Source organism: Enterobacter sp. QK-SA4 (genome assembly GCF_056856775.1).
This window is the reverse complement of sequence record NZ_JBXFXH010000007.1, coordinates 545,716-559,058: the sequence shown is the minus strand read 5'-3', so window position 1 is coordinate 559,058 and position 13,343 is coordinate 545,716. Positions and strand designations below refer to the sequence as shown.

Annotated in this window: 18 protein-coding genes; 7 read left to right on the top strand and 11 right to left on the bottom strand. The window is 53.9% G+C overall.

The window, feature by feature from the left end; all coding sequences use genetic code 11:
- Window positions 1-20 precede the first annotated feature (20 nt).
- The 4 genes from cgtA to rplU all read right to left on the bottom strand — a co-directional run bounded on the left by cgtA (window position 21) and on the right by rplU (window position 2,859).
- Window positions 21-1,193 (bottom strand): Obg family GTPase CgtA, encoded by a 1,173-nt coding sequence (gene cgtA, locus AC1VYI_RS04230; RefSeq protein WP_134867104.1) that lies wholly within the window; start codon window positions 1,191-1,193, stop codon window positions 21-23.
- A 15-nt stretch (window positions 1,194-1,208) separates the two neighbouring features.
- On the bottom strand, window positions 1,209-2,174 hold the full coding sequence (locus tag AC1VYI_RS04225) for a DMT family transporter (protein ID WP_023309346.1): 966 nt from the start codon (window positions 2,172-2,174) through the stop codon (window positions 1,209-1,211).
- Window positions 2,175-2,270: 96 nt separating this feature from the next.
- Window positions 2,271-2,528, bottom strand: a complete 258-nt coding sequence (gene rpmA / locus AC1VYI_RS04220) for a 50S ribosomal protein L27 (RefSeq protein WP_004385076.1) — start codon at window positions 2,526-2,528, stop codon at window positions 2,271-2,273.
- Window positions 2,529-2,547: 19 nt separating this feature from the next.
- Window positions 2,548-2,859, bottom strand: a complete 312-nt coding sequence (gene rplU / locus AC1VYI_RS04215; protein ID WP_003025032.1) for a 50S ribosomal protein L21 — start codon at window positions 2,857-2,859, stop codon at window positions 2,548-2,550.
- A 257-nt stretch (window positions 2,860-3,116) separates the two neighbouring features.
- Here rplU and ispB point away from each other — a divergent pair, with 257 nt between their 5' ends.
- Window positions 3,117-4,088, top strand: coding sequence for an octaprenyl diphosphate synthase (ispB, locus tag AC1VYI_RS04210; protein ID WP_045355402.1), 972 nt, complete (start codon window positions 3,117-3,119; stop codon window positions 4,086-4,088).
- 229 nt (window positions 4,089-4,317) lie between these two features.
- Window positions 4,318-4,605: a DNA-binding transcriptional regulator SfsB gene (gene sfsB, locus AC1VYI_RS04205; protein WP_023309348.1), complete on the top strand. Its 288-nt coding sequence runs from the start codon at window positions 4,318-4,320 to the stop codon at window positions 4,603-4,605.
- 60 nt (window positions 4,606-4,665) lie between these two features.
- Here sfsB and murA read toward each other — a convergent pair whose 3' ends face one another.
- The 7 genes from murA to mlaF form a co-directional block, all read right to left on the bottom strand.
- Window positions 4,666-5,925, bottom strand: a complete 1,260-nt coding sequence (gene murA / locus AC1VYI_RS04200) for a UDP-N-acetylglucosamine 1-carboxyvinyltransferase (RefSeq protein ID WP_023309349.1) — start codon at window positions 5,923-5,925, stop codon at window positions 4,666-4,668.
- Window positions 5,926-5,975: 50 nt separating this feature from the next.
- On the bottom strand, window positions 5,976-6,230 hold the full coding sequence (ibaG, locus tag AC1VYI_RS04195; RefSeq protein ID WP_008501458.1) for a BolA family iron metabolism protein IbaG: 255 nt from the start codon (window positions 6,228-6,230) through the stop codon (window positions 5,976-5,978).
- Between the two features lie 126 nt (window positions 6,231-6,356).
- Window positions 6,357-6,650 (bottom strand): lipid asymmetry maintenance protein MlaB, encoded by a 294-nt coding sequence (mlaB, locus tag AC1VYI_RS04190; protein WP_134867103.1) that lies wholly within the window; start codon window positions 6,648-6,650, stop codon window positions 6,357-6,359.
- Window positions 6,650-7,285 (bottom strand): phospholipid-binding protein MlaC, encoded by a 636-nt coding sequence (mlaC, locus tag AC1VYI_RS04185; RefSeq protein ID WP_029739617.1) that lies wholly within the window; start codon window positions 7,283-7,285, stop codon window positions 6,650-6,652. The genes mlaB and mlaC overlap by 1 nt, the downstream gene beginning before the upstream one ends.
- A gap of 18 nt (window positions 7,286-7,303) precedes the next feature.
- Window positions 7,304-7,852, bottom strand: a complete 549-nt coding sequence (gene mlaD / locus AC1VYI_RS04180) for an outer membrane lipid asymmetry maintenance protein MlaD (protein WP_023309352.1) — start codon at window positions 7,850-7,852, stop codon at window positions 7,304-7,306.
- A 4-nt stretch (window positions 7,853-7,856) separates the two neighbouring features.
- Window positions 7,857-8,639, bottom strand: a complete 783-nt coding sequence (mlaE, locus tag AC1VYI_RS04175; protein WP_010436044.1) for a lipid asymmetry maintenance ABC transporter permease subunit MlaE — start codon at window positions 8,637-8,639, stop codon at window positions 7,857-7,859.
- Window positions 8,640-8,646: 7 nt separating this feature from the next.
- Window positions 8,647-9,459: a phospholipid ABC transporter ATP-binding protein MlaF gene (mlaF, locus tag AC1VYI_RS04170; RefSeq protein ID WP_023309353.1), complete on the bottom strand. Its 813-nt coding sequence runs from the start codon at window positions 9,457-9,459 to the stop codon at window positions 8,647-8,649.
- Window positions 9,460-9,686: 227 nt separating this feature from the next.
- On the opposite strand from mlaF, the gene AC1VYI_RS04165 reads away from it, so the two are divergent.
- From AC1VYI_RS04165 to lptA, 5 genes are read left to right on the top strand one after another with little or no spacing between them, the layout of a single operon-like run.
- A complete protein-coding gene (locus tag AC1VYI_RS04165) occupies window positions 9,687-10,664 on the top strand; it encodes a calcium/sodium antiporter (RefSeq protein WP_023309354.1) in 978 nt (325 codons plus the stop codon).
- Between the two features lie 13 nt (window positions 10,665-10,677).
- Window positions 10,678-11,664 (top strand): arabinose-5-phosphate isomerase KdsD, encoded by a 987-nt coding sequence (gene kdsD / locus AC1VYI_RS04160; RefSeq protein WP_023309355.1) that lies wholly within the window; start codon window positions 10,678-10,680, stop codon window positions 11,662-11,664.
- A 14-nt stretch (window positions 11,665-11,678) separates the two neighbouring features.
- Window positions 11,679-12,245 carry a 3-deoxy-manno-octulosonate-8-phosphatase KdsC gene (gene kdsC / locus AC1VYI_RS04155; RefSeq protein WP_134867102.1) on the top strand — a complete coding sequence of 189 codons (567 nt, stop codon included), beginning with the start codon at window positions 11,679-11,681 and terminating at the stop codon, window positions 12,243-12,245.
- A complete protein-coding gene (gene lptC, locus AC1VYI_RS04150; RefSeq protein WP_134867101.1) occupies window positions 12,242-12,817 on the top strand; it encodes an LPS export ABC transporter periplasmic protein LptC in 576 nt (191 codons plus the stop codon). Before kdsC ends, lptC begins: the two co-directional genes overlap by 4 nt.
- Window positions 12,786-13,340 carry a lipopolysaccharide ABC transporter substrate-binding protein LptA gene (gene lptA / locus AC1VYI_RS04145; protein ID WP_023309358.1) on the top strand — a complete coding sequence of 185 codons (555 nt, stop codon included), beginning with the start codon at window positions 12,786-12,788 and terminating at the stop codon, window positions 13,338-13,340. The genes lptC and lptA overlap by 32 nt, the downstream gene beginning before the upstream one ends.
- Window positions 13,341-13,343 lie beyond the last annotated feature (3 nt).

Sequence of the window (13,343 nt, the reverse complement as noted above, 5' to 3'; positions counted from 1 at the left end):
ATGGGGGCTTTGGACAGATATTAGTGCTTGTAGATGAACTCGACGCCTTCTTCGTCGTCTTCATCCCAGTCATCGTCCCAGTCTTCATCATCTTCCGCTTCCAGCTCTTCGAGCTGCTGACGGTGGTAGTCATCCCACATGAATTCGACTTTTTCAGGCTGTTTAACTTCTTCCGCCTGAACAATTGGGTTCTCAATGATGAAGGTCATCACATCCCAGCACAGATCTTTCACGCCAACCTGGCTTGCCGCAGAGATCAGGTAGTATTTATCTTCCCAACCCATCGCTTCAGCAATCGCTTTGGCTTTCGCTTCCGCTTCGGCTTTGTCCATCAGGTCGATCTTGTTGAAGACTAGCCAGCGTGGTTTATTCGCCAGCTTTTCGCTGTATTTTTCCAGCTCGCCAACGATGATGCGGGCGTTTTCAACCGGATCGGAACCGTCGATAGGATCGATATCGATAAGGTGCAGCAGCACGCGGCAACGCTCAAGATGTTTCAGGAAGCGAATACCTAGACCCGCGCCTTCCGCAGCGCCTTCAATCAGACCCGGAATATCGGCAACCACAAAGCTCTTTTCATTATCCATACGGACAACGCCCAGGCTTGGTACCAGCGTGGTAAACGGATAGTCCGCCACTTTTGGTTTCGCCGCAGAAACGGCGCGAATGAACGTCGATTTACCGGCGTTTGGCATACCCAGCATGCCCACGTCTGCCAGAAGCATCAGCTCCAGCTGCAGATCGCGCTTATCACCCGGCGTACCCATCGTTTTCTGACGCGGTGTACGGTTAACGGAGGATTTGAAACGGCTGTTACCCAGACCGTGCCAGCCGCCTTTCGCCACCATCAGGCGCTGACCGTGTTTGGTCATGTCACCCATGGTTTCACCGGTTCCCTGGTCAATCACACGCGTACCGACCGGAACTTTAATGGTGACGTCTTTACCGCGTTTCCCGGTACAGTCACGGCTCTGGCCGTTCTGGCCACGTTCAGCACGGAAGGATTTTTCGAAACGGTAGTCGATCAGCGTGTTGAGGTTCTCATCCGCCTCCAGCCACACGTCACCACCATCCCCGCCGTCGCCGCCGTCAGGACCGCCACGTGGGATATACTTTTCACGGCGGAAGCTCACGCAACCATTGCCGCCATCACCAGCCACGACCAGGATCGTCGCTTCATCAACAAACTTCATTTTACTCTCCGTAACTCATTCGCCTGAGCGGGGGACTACTACAACCGCTTCATTTTTGCGCCAACGTCCCCAAAGACGATGACCAATGGCGGAATACATCGCGCCCGCAACCACGACAAACGCACCGAGATAACCCAACAGGTTGAGCATCGGTCTGACGAAGACATCGGGCCAGGCCATTGATAACAAATCTGAAAATAACAGCGTAAACAGCGGAGTAAGCGTAATTAACGCGCTCACCTGTGCTGCTTGCCAGCGCGCCATCGCTTCGGCCAGCGCGCCATAACCGACCAGCGTGTTCAGCCCACAAAAAATGAGGCACGCCAGTTGCCAGTCGCTAAGCTGGGAAATCACACCCGGCTTTGCTAATGGCAGCAATGCTATTGTACACAAAGTGTACAGTAAAAAGAGGATCTGCTGTGAGGCAAGACGACGCAATAACACCTTTTGTGCGACGCCATAGCTCACCCAGACCGTTGCTGCCCCCACACCAAAAATTACACCCCATGTGTAATCCGTCAGGCGGGTGAAAATCTCTATCAGGCTGGTGTTGAAGAACATCACCAGACCGCACAGCAGCATGCTCGCCCCGATAATCTGCGTACCACGCATCTTTTCCTTGAGGATAAAGACGCTGGCGACCATCATGCCCACCGGTGAAAGCTGACCTATCACCTGCGACGCCGTGGGGCTGAGATATTGCAGGGAAGAGCTGAACAGGATGAAGTTACCGAACAGACCGCCCGTCGCGATAGCCAGCAATACCAGCCAGCGCGGTTTGCGGAAAAGCCGCAAGGGTGGAAGCTTACCTTTGATAGCCAGAATGGCCCCGAGGCCGATGCTTGCCATCAGAAAGCGATAAAAGACCACCGTAGGCGGCTCCATCACTTCCAGAACCTGCTTCATTGCAATTGGCAGCGCACCCCAGCACATTGCGGTAGTGAGCGCCAAAAGAATACCAATGCCGGCCTGCTGCTTCATGCCCGTTTTCCCTACAGAAAAAATTACCGGGTTTCCAATGTAAAAAGCCCCGCAACAGGTTGCGGGGCTTTAATCCGTTACCGGACCGAGAAAACCTTACTCAGCAACGATGCTGATGTATTTACGGTTGTTCGGGCCTTTAACTTCAAATTTCACTTTACCGTCTGCTTTAGCAAACAGAGTGTGGTCACGACCGCAACCTACGTTGTTGCCAGCGTGGAATTTGGTACCACGTTGACGAACGATGATGCTACCCGCCAGAACGGATTCGCCACCGAAACGCTTAACGCCAAGACGTTTAGCTTCTGAATCGCGACCGTTACGTGTGGAGCCGCCAGCCTTTTTATGTGCCATTTAAATCTCTCCTCAGGTCTTAGGCGCTGATGCCAGTAATTTTCACATCAGTGAACCACTGACGGTGGCCCTGCTGCTTACGGTAGTGCTTACGACGACGAAACTTAACGATTTTAACTTTCTCGCCACGACCGTGTGCAACAACTTCAGCTTTGATAACGCCGCCATCAACGAAAGGAACGCCGATTTTGACTTCTTCACCGTTTGCGATCATCAGAACTTCTGCGAACTCAACAGATTCGCCAGTTGCGATGTCCAGCTTTTCCAGGCGAACGGTCTGACCTTCGCTTACTCGGTGTTGTTTACCACCACTTTGGAAAACCGCGTACATATAAACTCCGCTTCCGCGCACATCCTCGTATGAATCAGAGTGCGCTATAAATATTCACAATAGGGCGCGAATATTACGCAAAACGCGAGCCTTTGACAAGTGCTACCGTCAATACATGAAGAAAAAAAACACAACACGTACGGTAACGTTTATCTGTGCCGTTTTTTCAGTACAATCAGCACTACTATTGATAAACCGAAACCCTTCGTTACCCCATTGAAGATGGGATCAACAGGATAAAAAGCCCGGCTTTTGCGATGAATTTAGAAAAAATCAACGAGTTAACCGCGCAAGATATGGCGGGTGTGAATGCAGCAATCCTGGAGCAACTCAACTCTGACGTTCAGCTGATCAATCAGTTGGGCTATTACATCGTCAGCGGCGGCGGTAAACGCATTCGTCCGATGATTGCTATTCTGGCTGCCAGAGCCGTTGGCTATCAGGGAAATGCTCACATCACTATCGCAGCGCTCATCGAATTTATTCACACGGCGACGCTTCTGCATGACGATGTTGTGGATGAATCGGATATGCGTCGTGGCAAAGCCACGGCAAACGCCGCTTTCGGAAACGCAGCCAGCGTCCTGGTGGGGGATTTTATCTATACCCGTGCCTTCCAGATGATGACCAGCCTGGGCTCACTGAAAGTGCTGGAAGTGATGTCCGAAGCCGTAAACGTCATTGCTGAAGGCGAAGTGCTGCAGCTGATGAACGTCAACGACCCTGACATTACCGAAGAAAACTACATGCGCGTCATCTACAGCAAAACTGCGCGCCTCTTTGAAGCGGCTGCCCAGTGTTCCGGCATTCTGGCTGACTGTACCGAAGCACAGGAAAAAGGCCTGCAGGACTATGGCCGCTATCTGGGTACGGCATTCCAGCTGATTGATGATTTGCTGGACTACAGTGCGGACGGCGAGACGCTCGGCAAAAACGTGGGCGATGACCTGAACGAAGGCAAACCAACTCTGCCGCTGCTTCATGCTATGCGCAATGGAACAGCCGACCAGGCGAAAATGATCCGTGAAGCGATTGAGCAGGGAAATGGCCGCCATCTTCTGGAACCTGTACTGGAAACCATGGCTATCTGCGGATCGCTGGAATGGACGCGTCAGCGTGCGGAAGAAGAAGCCGACAAAGCCATCGAAGCGCTTCAGGTCATTCCAGACAGCCCATGGCGCGATGCACTGATTGGTCTTGCCCACATCGCCGTTCAGCGCGACCGTTAATCCCCTTGTTTCTCCCCGCAGCGATAGCGGGGAGATTCCAGTACACACCTGTAAATTCCGTGTTCATGTAAATTCATCGGTTTAGAGACCGCATGAATAAAGCCGTGTCTTATTCTGAATATCCCTTCAAGTAACGCGAACTTTTTAGAACAAGAAGTTGAAATGGGTATAGTAACCGCGTCGTTTCAGAAGAAACGGCGTAGGTGAATCCGAACTTAAGGACGGCGTTATGGATACGAAATTTATCGACTGGCACACGGCTGATATTATTGCCGCACTGCGCAAAAGAGGCACTTCACTGGCAGCAGAGTCCCGCCGCCATGGACTGAGTTCTTCCACTCTGGCAAACGCCCTCACCCGCCCCTGGCCCAAGGGAGAGTTAATTATCGCGACGGCGCTGGATACGCATCCGTGGGTAATTTGGCCTTCGCGCTACCACGATCCCATTACCCATGAATTTATCGACAGATCGCGCATGATTCGCCAGAGAAAGGTAAAAAGAGAACCGCAGGAATAACGCGTTTTTGACAGGAACAGCAACCCCCCGGTCATTGCTGGCAGGGGGCTGCCGGAACGATTACTCGCCCTTCACACGCTCGATGTTGGCACCCAGCGCGCGCAGTTTATCTTCGATACGCTCATAACCACGATCGATGTGATAGATACGGTCCACGATGGTTGTACCTTCCGCGATACAACCCGCCAGCACCAGGCTTGCAGACGCACGCAGATCGGTTGCCATCACCTGAGCACCTGACAGTTTCTCAACGCCGTGGCAGATCACGGTATTACTTTCGATCTCAGCATGCGCGCCCATACGGATCAGCTCCGGTACGTGCATAAAGCGGTTCTCGAAAATGGTTTCTGTGATGAAGCCAGTGCCTTCGGCAACCAGGTTCAACAGGGTGAACTGTGCCTGCATGTCCGTAGGGAACGCCGGATGCGGCGCCGTACGCACATTGACCGCTTTTGGACGCTGCCCGTGCATATCAAGACTGATCCAGTCTTCGCCGATTTCGATATCCGCACCCGCATCGCGCAGTTTCGCCAGCACCGCATCCAGGGTATCTGGCTGCGCGTTGCGGCAAACAATCTTCCCGCCAGAAATCGCCGCAGCGACCAGGAAGGTACCGGTTTCGATACGGTCCGGCAGTACGCGATAGACACCGCCGCCCAGACGCTCAACGCCTTCGATGGTGATACGGTCGGTGCCCTGACCGGAAATCTTCGCCCCCAGCGCCACGAGGAAGTTGGCGGTATCCACAATCTCCGGTTCGCGCGCGGCGTTTTCGATGATGGTAGTACCTTCTGCCAGCGTCGCCGCAGACATAATGGTTACAGTTGCGCCCACGCTCACTTTGTCCATGACGATGTGCGCGCCTTTCAGACGACCATTAACGGACGCTTTAACGTAACCTTCTTCCAGCTTGATCTCGGCGCCCAGTTTTTCCAGACCAAAGATGTGCAGGTCAACCGGACGCGCACCGATGGCGCAGCCACCCGGCAGAGAGACCTGACCCTGACCAAAACGCGCTACCAGCGGGCCAAGCGCCCAGATGGATGCACGCATGGTTTTCACCAGATCGTAAGGGGCTGAAAAGTTGTTCACCTTGCTGGCGTCGATCCAGACGGAACCGTTACGCTCAACTTTCGTGCCCAGTTGGGTGAGCAGCTTCATGGTGGTGTCGATATCTTTCAGCTTCGGTACGTTCTGAATTTCTACCGGCTCTTCAGCCAGCAGCGCAGCAAAGAGGATTGGCAGCGCGGCGTTTTTTGCGCCAGAAATTGTGACTTCGCCCTGGAGGCGCGTTGGCCCCTGTACACGAAATTTATCCATTGTGTGCTCTCTTATAAATTCAACCGTGCTGCGGGCCTGTCGCCCTCAGCTCAAAAACCGTTTAGTTTGCGATCGCGTGCCCACTCTTGCGGGGTGAACGCTTTAATCGACAGGGCGTGGATGCGGTTATCCGCAATATATTCCATCAGCGGCGCGTACACAGCCTGCTGTTTCTTCACGCGGCTCATACCGTCGAACATCTCACCCACAGCAATAACCTGGAAGTGACTGCCATCGCCAGTGACGTGGGCTTCCTGAAGGGAGAGTGCATTCATCAGCACTGTCTGGATTTCATGATTTTCCATGGGCTCTTAATCATCTGATAGTGAAAACAAGCCCAACATCTTAGAGCAAAGTGGCGTTGTCTTAAACAAGCAAAAAGCCCCGACGATGAAACAGTCAGGGCTTTCGGAAGTAACGCACTGAAAATATTAACGAGGCAGTACGTCCTGAGGGAGATTGTAGAGCTGCGCAAGGGTCACGACATTATCGCTCGCGCCGTGAAGCGTGACGCTTGTCCCCTGCTTTTTCCCCACGGCAATCAGATGGGCAAGCAGCGCAACACCGGCCGTATCCACTCGCGTAACGTCGGTTAATTCGATACGCGTCACGCCCTGCATCGCTTCGTGGCGTTTGTCCCACAGTGGGTTCAGCAGATCCTGATCCAGTTCACCGGACAGCTTTAATGTCTCGCCTTCACGCGACCAGCTGAGTTGCTGTGACATTACTTCTTCTCGTCCAGGGTAATTTTCTGGCGAGAGATAGACTGCAGCTGAGCGGTCAGGCCATCAATGCCTTTGGTGCGCAGCAGGTCGCTCCATTCGTTCTGTTTGGTGGTGATCATGCTTACCCCTTCGGCAATCATGTCATACGCCTGCCAGTGACCGGTCTGGCTGTTTTTACGCCACTGGAAATCCAGACGAACCGGCGGACGACCGTTAGGATCGATGATCGTCACACGGATAGGGACGATGGTCGCATCGCCCAGCGGCTGCTCAGGCGCAATCTGATAGGTCTGGCCGTGGTACATTGCCAGCGCCTGGCCATAAGCCTGTTTCAGGTATTCACGGAACGCGGCAAAGTAGGCATCACGCTGCGCAGGGGTCGCGTCTTTGTAATAACGTCCCAGCACCAACGCACCCGCATATTTAATCTGCACGTACGGCAGCAGCTCCTGGTCAACAACTTCACGCAGATAATCAGGATTAGCACGAATTTTAGGCTGTTCGTTTTTAAGACGGTCGAAGGTCTTTTTCGCCGCTTCGTCCATCAGTTTGTACGGGTTACTCTGATCCGCAGCGTGGGCGGCGGTTAGAGGGGCGATGACCAGCATGGCAACCATTAACAGTCGTTTAAACATGAATGACTTCTCCTGATATTAATTCGCAGCACCTGGCGTCGGTGCGACGTCGGTATGATCTTCGCTCTGCGCTGGGGCAGCGTCGGATTTTTTCTCATCCCCTTTACTGCTGTAAAGGAACTGACCAATCATATCCTCCAGCACCATCGCGGATTTCGTATCCTGAATGACGCTACCGTCTTTAAGGATAGTCGTTCCCAGCTCGGGGTCTTCAAAGCCGACGTTAAGCGCCAGATATTGTTCGCCCAGCAGGCCGGAAGTGCGGATAGAAAGGGAGCTGGTGTCCGGGATATGGTTGTAACGCTCTTCGATATCCATCGCGACGCGTGGCAGATAGGTTTTCTCATCAAGCGTAATGTCAGATACGCGTCCGATCACCACGCCGCCGATGCGAACCGGTGAACGCGCCTTCAGCCCGCCGATGTTATCGAAGGTGGCATAGATGCGATACGTCGGCTCGGTGCGCACAGACGTGATATCCGCCGCTCTCAGGCAGATAAACAGTGCGGCCAGTAGCGCCAGCAGCAGGAATACACCGACCCAAATTTCATTTTTTCTCGTTTGCATGAACTCAATTCCCAAACATCAGTGCGGTGAGCACAAAATCCAGACCCAGTACGGCCAGCGACGAATGTACGACTGTACGTGTTGTTGCGCGGCTAATGCCCGCCGACGTCGGGATGGCATCGTATCCATTGAACAATGCAATCCAGGTGACCGTAATGGCAAATACCACGCTTTTAATCAGGCAGTTAACCAGATCCATCCGCAGGTCGATGGCGTCCTGCATAGCGGACCAGAAGAAACCGGCATCAATGCCTTTCCAGTGCACGCCAACCAGCGAACCGCCCCAGATACCCACGGCGACAAACAGAATAGTCAGTAACGGTAAAGAGATCACCCCAGCCCAGAAACGCGGCGAGATCACGCGACGCAGCGGATCGACCGCCATCATCTCCATGCTGGAGAGCTGCTCGGTCGCACGCATCAGGCCAATTTCAGCCGTTAATGCCGACCCCGCACGCCCGGCGAACAGCAGCGCCGCCACAACCGGCCCCAGCTCGCGCAGCAGCGAGAGCGCCACCAGCATCCCAAGGCTGGTTTCTGCACTGTAGGTTGTCAGAACCAGATAGCCCTGCAGCCCAAGCACCATACCGATAAACAGACCGGAGACAATGATGATGAGCATCGACAGCACGCCGACATTATAAAGCTGCCGCACCAGCAGCGGTGCGTGCTTGCGGAATTCCGGCTTGCCGACCAGCGCGTTGAATAACATCAATCCGGCACGCCCGAACGTCCTGATGGTTTTTATGCCACGGTGTCCGAGAGCGGCCAACGCATTTAACAGCATGAGTGGCTTAACTCCCTATTCCCAGTAAATCGTCACGATAGTCGCCCGCCGGGTATCGGAACGGCACGGGGCCATCGGCAATACCGTCGAGGAACTGCCGCACGCGCGGATCGCAATTTTCCTGCAGCGCCTGAGCGCTGCCGTGTGCGACGATCTTTTTGTCCGCCACGATATAGGCGTAATCGGCAATGCTCAATACTTCAGGTACGTCGTGAGATACCACAATGCAGGTGACGCCAAGCGCGCTGTTCAGTTCAGAGATGAGCTTAACAAGCACGCCCATCGTGATGGGATCCTGTCCAACAAACGGTTCGTCGAACATGATTAAATCAGGTTCTAATGCAATGGCTCGCGCCAGCGCGGCGCGGCGCGCCATCCCGCCGGACAGCTCCGAAGGCATCAGCTTCGCGGCGCCCCGCAAACCGACGGCTTCGAGCTTCATCATCACCGTGCTTTTCAGCAGTTCAGGCGGCAGGCTGGTATGCTCGCGCAGCGGATAGGCCACGTTATCAAAGACATTCATGTCGGTGAACAAGGCTCCCGACTGAAAGAGCATGCTCATGCGTTTGCGGACAGTATACAGACGCGAGCGTGACATCTCCGGGATGTTTTCGCCATCGAAGAGGATTTCACCGCGATCGGGTGGGATTTGCCCACCAATGAGGCGCAGCAGGGTCGTTTTACCGATCCCGGACGGCCCCATGATGGCAGTGATCTTGCCACGCGGTACGGTCAATGAAATATCATCAAATATCAATCTGTTGGCGCGAGAAAAACTCACGCCGCGAACATCGACTAAATTCGCCATCGTTTGGCTCATTTATGGTTCCTTTATTACCCTGCTCACGTTAAGGCATGCCGCCTGAATCAGCCCTCAACTCTGCATTTTTACAGAATAATAGCCGTTGAGGTTAGCGAAAGCTGGCATTTGTTTTACTTTTCCGGCGCATAAAGTCAAAATTAGGAATTCGTTACGCCTCAGACTGTATGCAGTCCAGCCATTCCCGTGCGATGGACCGACGAGTATACCTGAAGAAAGGACTTTTGATGCTTTTAGCAACAGCACTGTTAATAATTGGTTTACTTTTGGTGGTCTACAGTGCTGACCGTTTAGTGTTTGCTGCATCTATCCTGTGTCGCCTGACGGGCGTACCGCCTGTCGTCATCGGGATGACCGTTGTCAGTGTGGGAACGTCACTTCCTGAAATCATCGTCTCTGTCTCGGCATCGCTGCATGGTCAGTTAGACCTGGCAGTAGGCACCGCGATTGGCTCTAACATCGTCAATATACTCTTGATTTTAGGCCTGGCCGCACTGCTCCATCCATTTCGCGTGCATTCTGATGTTCTGCGCCGTGAATTGCCGCTAATGTTAATCGTAAGCCTGCTGGCAGGCTGCGTATTTTATGATGGTGTACTGAGCTACAGCGACGGCATTTTCCTGCTGGCGCTGGCCGTCATCTGGCTGCTGTATAGTGTTAAAATCGCCCGCCTGGCTGAGAAGCAGGGTCAGGATAGCCTCACGCGGGAGCAGGTCGCCGAACTGCCGCGAGAAGGCACGCTGCCTGTTGCCCTGCTCTGGCTTGGCGTTGCGCTGATCATCATGCCGATGGCAACGCGCATGGTTGTGGATAACGCGACGGTGCTGGCGAACTATTTCGCCATCAGTGAACTTACCATTGGTCTGACGGTGATTGCCATCGGTACCAGCCTGCCGGAGCTGGCCACGGCCATTGCGGGGGCTCGTAAAGGTGAGGATGACATTGCCATAGGTAATATCATCGGTTCCAACATATTTAATATCGCTATTGTGATGGGCCTGCCGGCCCTGATTACGCCAGGGCCCTTTAATCCCCTGGCATTCTCACGCGACTACGGTGTGATGTTATTGGTCAGCGTGATATTTGCCCTGCTCTGCTGGCGGCGGCAACGACAGATCGGCAAAGGCGCAGGCGCGCTGCTGACGGGTGGATTTATCGTATGGATGGCGATGCTGTACTGGCTCTCGCCTCTTCTCTCTGGGTAAACGGAAACGCATTATGTCGCAAATAGAATTGCAGCCGGGTTTTGACTTTCAGAAAGCAGGCAAAGAGGTTCTGGAGATTGAACGTGAAGGTCTGGCGCAGTTAGATCAGTACATTAATCAGGATTTTAGTCTGGCATGTGAGAAGATGTTCTACTGTGCCGGCAAAGTCGTGGTGATGGGGATGGGTAAGTCCGGCCACATTGGACGCAAAATGGCGGCAACGTTTGCCAGCACCGGAACCTCTTCCTTCTTTGTACATCCGGGGGAAGCCGCGCACGGTGACCTGGGTATGGTCACGCCGCAGGATATCGTCATCGCGCTGTCCAACTCCGGGGAGTCCAATGAAATTCTGGCGCTGATCCCGGTACTGAAGCGACTGCAGGTACCGCTTATTTGCATGACCAGCCGTCCGGAAAGCAGCATGGCGCGCGCAGCTGATATTCACCTGTGCGTGAAAGTGCCCAAGGAGGCCTGTCCGCTCGGCCTGGCGCCGACGTCCAGCACCACCGCCGCGCTGGTCATGGGTGATGCGCTTGCCGTCGCGCTGCTCGAAGCCCGCGGTTTTACGCCGGAGGATTTCGCGCTTTCCCACCCGGGCGGCGCGCTGGGGCGCAAGCTTCTGCTTCGGGTTAACGATATTATGCACACCGGGGATGAGATCCCTCACGTCAGTAAAGAAGCCTCCCTGCGTGATGCGCTGCTGGAAATCACCCGTAAGAATCTGGGTATGACGGTCGTGTGCGACGGTCTGATGAAAATTCAGGGGATCTTCACCGATGGCGACCTGCGTCGCGTGTTCGACATGGGTGTAGATGTCCGCACGCTCGGCATTGCCGACGTGATGACGCCGGGCGGTATCCGCGTCCGTCCGGGTACGCTGGCGGTGGATGTGCTGAACCTGATGCAGTCCCGCCATATCACCTCCGTTATGGTTGCCGATGGCGACCAGTTGCTGGGTGTGGTACATATGCATGATCTGCTGCGCGCAGGCGTAGTGTAATGAAGGATAAGACAATGAGTAATGCGGGTGCATCCCTTGCAACCTGTTATGGACCGGTCAGCACCCAGATGATGGCGAAGGCGGAAAACATTCGTCTGCTCATCCTGGACGTGGATGGCGTACTTTCCGATGGCCTGATTTACATGGGCAACAATGGTGAAGAGCTGAAAGCGTTTAACGTTCGCGACGGCTACGGTATCCGCTGTGCGCTCACCTCGGGTATTGAGGTGGCTATCATCACCGGGCGAAAAGCTAAACTGGTAGAAGACCGCTGTGAAACCTTAGGCATTACCCATCTGTATCAGGGTCAATCCGATAAGATGGCGGCGTTTAAGGATTTACTGGGTAAACTGGCTATCGCACCGGAAAACGTGGCCTACGTCGGAGACGATCTGATTGACTGGCCCGTGATGACTGAAGTCGGGCTGAGCATCGCCGTTGCCGATGCGCATCCGCTGCTGATCCCGCGCGCTGATTATGTCACCCACATCAACGGGGGCCGTGGTGCCGTACGCGAAGTCTGCGATCTGCTTTTGCTGGCGCAGGGCAAGCTTGATGAGGCCAAAGGGCAATCGATATGAGTAAAACCAGACGCTGGATTATCATTTTGCTTTCGCTTTTCGCACTGGTATTGATTGGCGTGAACCTTGCCGATCGCGACGATACGCAAACGGAAGTGGTCAACAATAACGATCCAACCTATAAAAGCGATCACAGCGACACCGTGGTCTACAGCCCGGAAGGCGCGCTTAACTATCGCCTGATTGCCCAGCATGTTGAATATTTTTCAGATGACGGTATTTCGTGGTTTACCCAGCCTGTCATGACCACATTTGATAAGGACAAAGTGCCGACGTGGTCAATTAAGTCAGATCGGGCAAAACTGACAAATGACCGTATGCTTTATCTGTATGGTCACGTTGAAGTCAACGCCCTGACCGCTGACTCGCAACTGAGAAAAATTACGACGGATAATGCCCAGATTAACCTGGTAACCCAGGACGTGACCTCGCAGGATCTGGTCACACTGTATGGCACAACATTTAATTCCAGCGGTTTGAGAATGCGCGGGAACTTACGCAGCAAGAACGCCGAGCTGATTGAAAAGGTTAGAACCTCCTATGAAATTCAAAACAAACAAACTCAGCCTTAAAGTAATTATCGCCAGCGCGATGCTGGCGACCAGTCTCCCCGCGCTTGCTGTAACGGGCGATACCGACCAACCGATCCATATCGAGTCTGATACCCAGTCTCTCGATATGCAGGGCAACGTCGTCACCTTCACGGGTAACGTCGTCATGACTCAGGGCACCATCAAAATTAACGCCGACAAAGTGGTCGTGACCCGTCCGGGTGGCGAGCAGGGCAAAGAGATCATTGATGGTTACGGCAACCCGGCAACCTTCTACCAGATGCAGGACAACGGCAAGCCGGTGAAAGGTCACGCCTCGCATATGCACTATGAGCTGGCGAAGGACCTGGTCATCCTGACCGGAAACGCGTATCTGGAACAGCTGGACAGCAACATTACCGGCGACCAGATCACCTATCTGGTGAAAGAGCAAAAAATGCAGGCTTCCAGCGAGAAAGGCAAACGCGTCACGACCGTACTGGTTCCGTCGCAGCTGCAGGACAAAGGCAAAGGCCAGGCCCCGGCACAGAAGAAGAGTAACTAATTC

Bases quoted from the DNA above. Each gene is read 5' to 3' on its own strand.
- cgtA (WP_134867104.1), bottom strand. From the start codon at position 1,193: ATGAAGTTTGTTGATGAAGCGACGATCCTGGTCGTGGCTGGTGATGGC.
- AC1VYI_RS04225 (WP_023309346.1), bottom strand. From the start codon at position 2,174: ATGAAGCAGCAGGCCGGCATTGGTATTCTTTTGGCGCTCACTACCGCA.
- rpmA (WP_004385076.1), bottom strand. From the start codon at position 2,528: ATGGCACATAAAAAGGCTGGCGGCTCCACACGTAACGGTCGCGATTCA.
- rplU (WP_003025032.1), bottom strand. From the start codon at position 2,859: ATGTACGCGGTTTTCCAAAGTGGTGGTAAACAACACCGAGTAAGCGAA.
- ispB (WP_045355402.1), top strand. From the start codon at position 3,117: ATGAATTTAGAAAAAATCAACGAGTTAACCGCGCAAGATATGGCGGGT.
- sfsB (WP_023309348.1), top strand. From the start codon at position 4,318: ATGGATACGAAATTTATCGACTGGCACACGGCTGATATTATTGCCGCA.
- murA (WP_023309349.1), bottom strand. From the start codon at position 5,925: ATGGATAAATTTCGTGTACAGGGGCCAACGCGCCTCCAGGGCGAAGTC.
- ibaG (WP_008501458.1), bottom strand. From the start codon at position 6,230: ATGGAAAATCATGAAATCCAGACAGTGCTGATGAATGCACTCTCCCTT.
- mlaB (WP_134867103.1), bottom strand. From the start codon at position 6,650: ATGTCACAGCAACTCAGCTGGTCGCGTGAAGGCGAGACATTAAAGCTG.
- mlaC (WP_029739617.1), bottom strand. From the start codon at position 7,285: ATGTTTAAACGACTGTTAATGGTTGCCATGCTGGTCATCGCCCCTCTA.
- mlaD (WP_023309352.1), bottom strand. From the start codon at position 7,852: ATGCAAACGAGAAAAAATGAAATTTGGGTCGGTGTATTCCTGCTGCTG.
- mlaE (WP_010436044.1), bottom strand. From the start codon at position 8,639: ATGCTGTTAAATGCGTTGGCCGCTCTCGGACACCGTGGCATAAAAACC.
- mlaF (WP_023309353.1), bottom strand. From the start codon at position 9,459: ATGAGCCAAACGATGGCGAATTTAGTCGATGTTCGCGGCGTGAGTTTT.
- AC1VYI_RS04165 (WP_023309354.1), top strand. From the start codon at position 9,687: ATGCTTTTAGCAACAGCACTGTTAATAATTGGTTTACTTTTGGTGGTC.
- kdsD (WP_023309355.1), top strand. From the start codon at position 10,678: ATGTCGCAAATAGAATTGCAGCCGGGTTTTGACTTTCAGAAAGCAGGC.
- kdsC (WP_134867102.1), top strand. From the start codon at position 11,679: ATGAGTAATGCGGGTGCATCCCTTGCAACCTGTTATGGACCGGTCAGC.
- lptC (WP_134867101.1), top strand. From the start codon at position 12,242: ATGAGTAAAACCAGACGCTGGATTATCATTTTGCTTTCGCTTTTCGCA.
- lptA (WP_023309358.1), top strand. From the start codon at position 12,786: ATGAAATTCAAAACAAACAAACTCAGCCTTAAAGTAATTATCGCCAGC.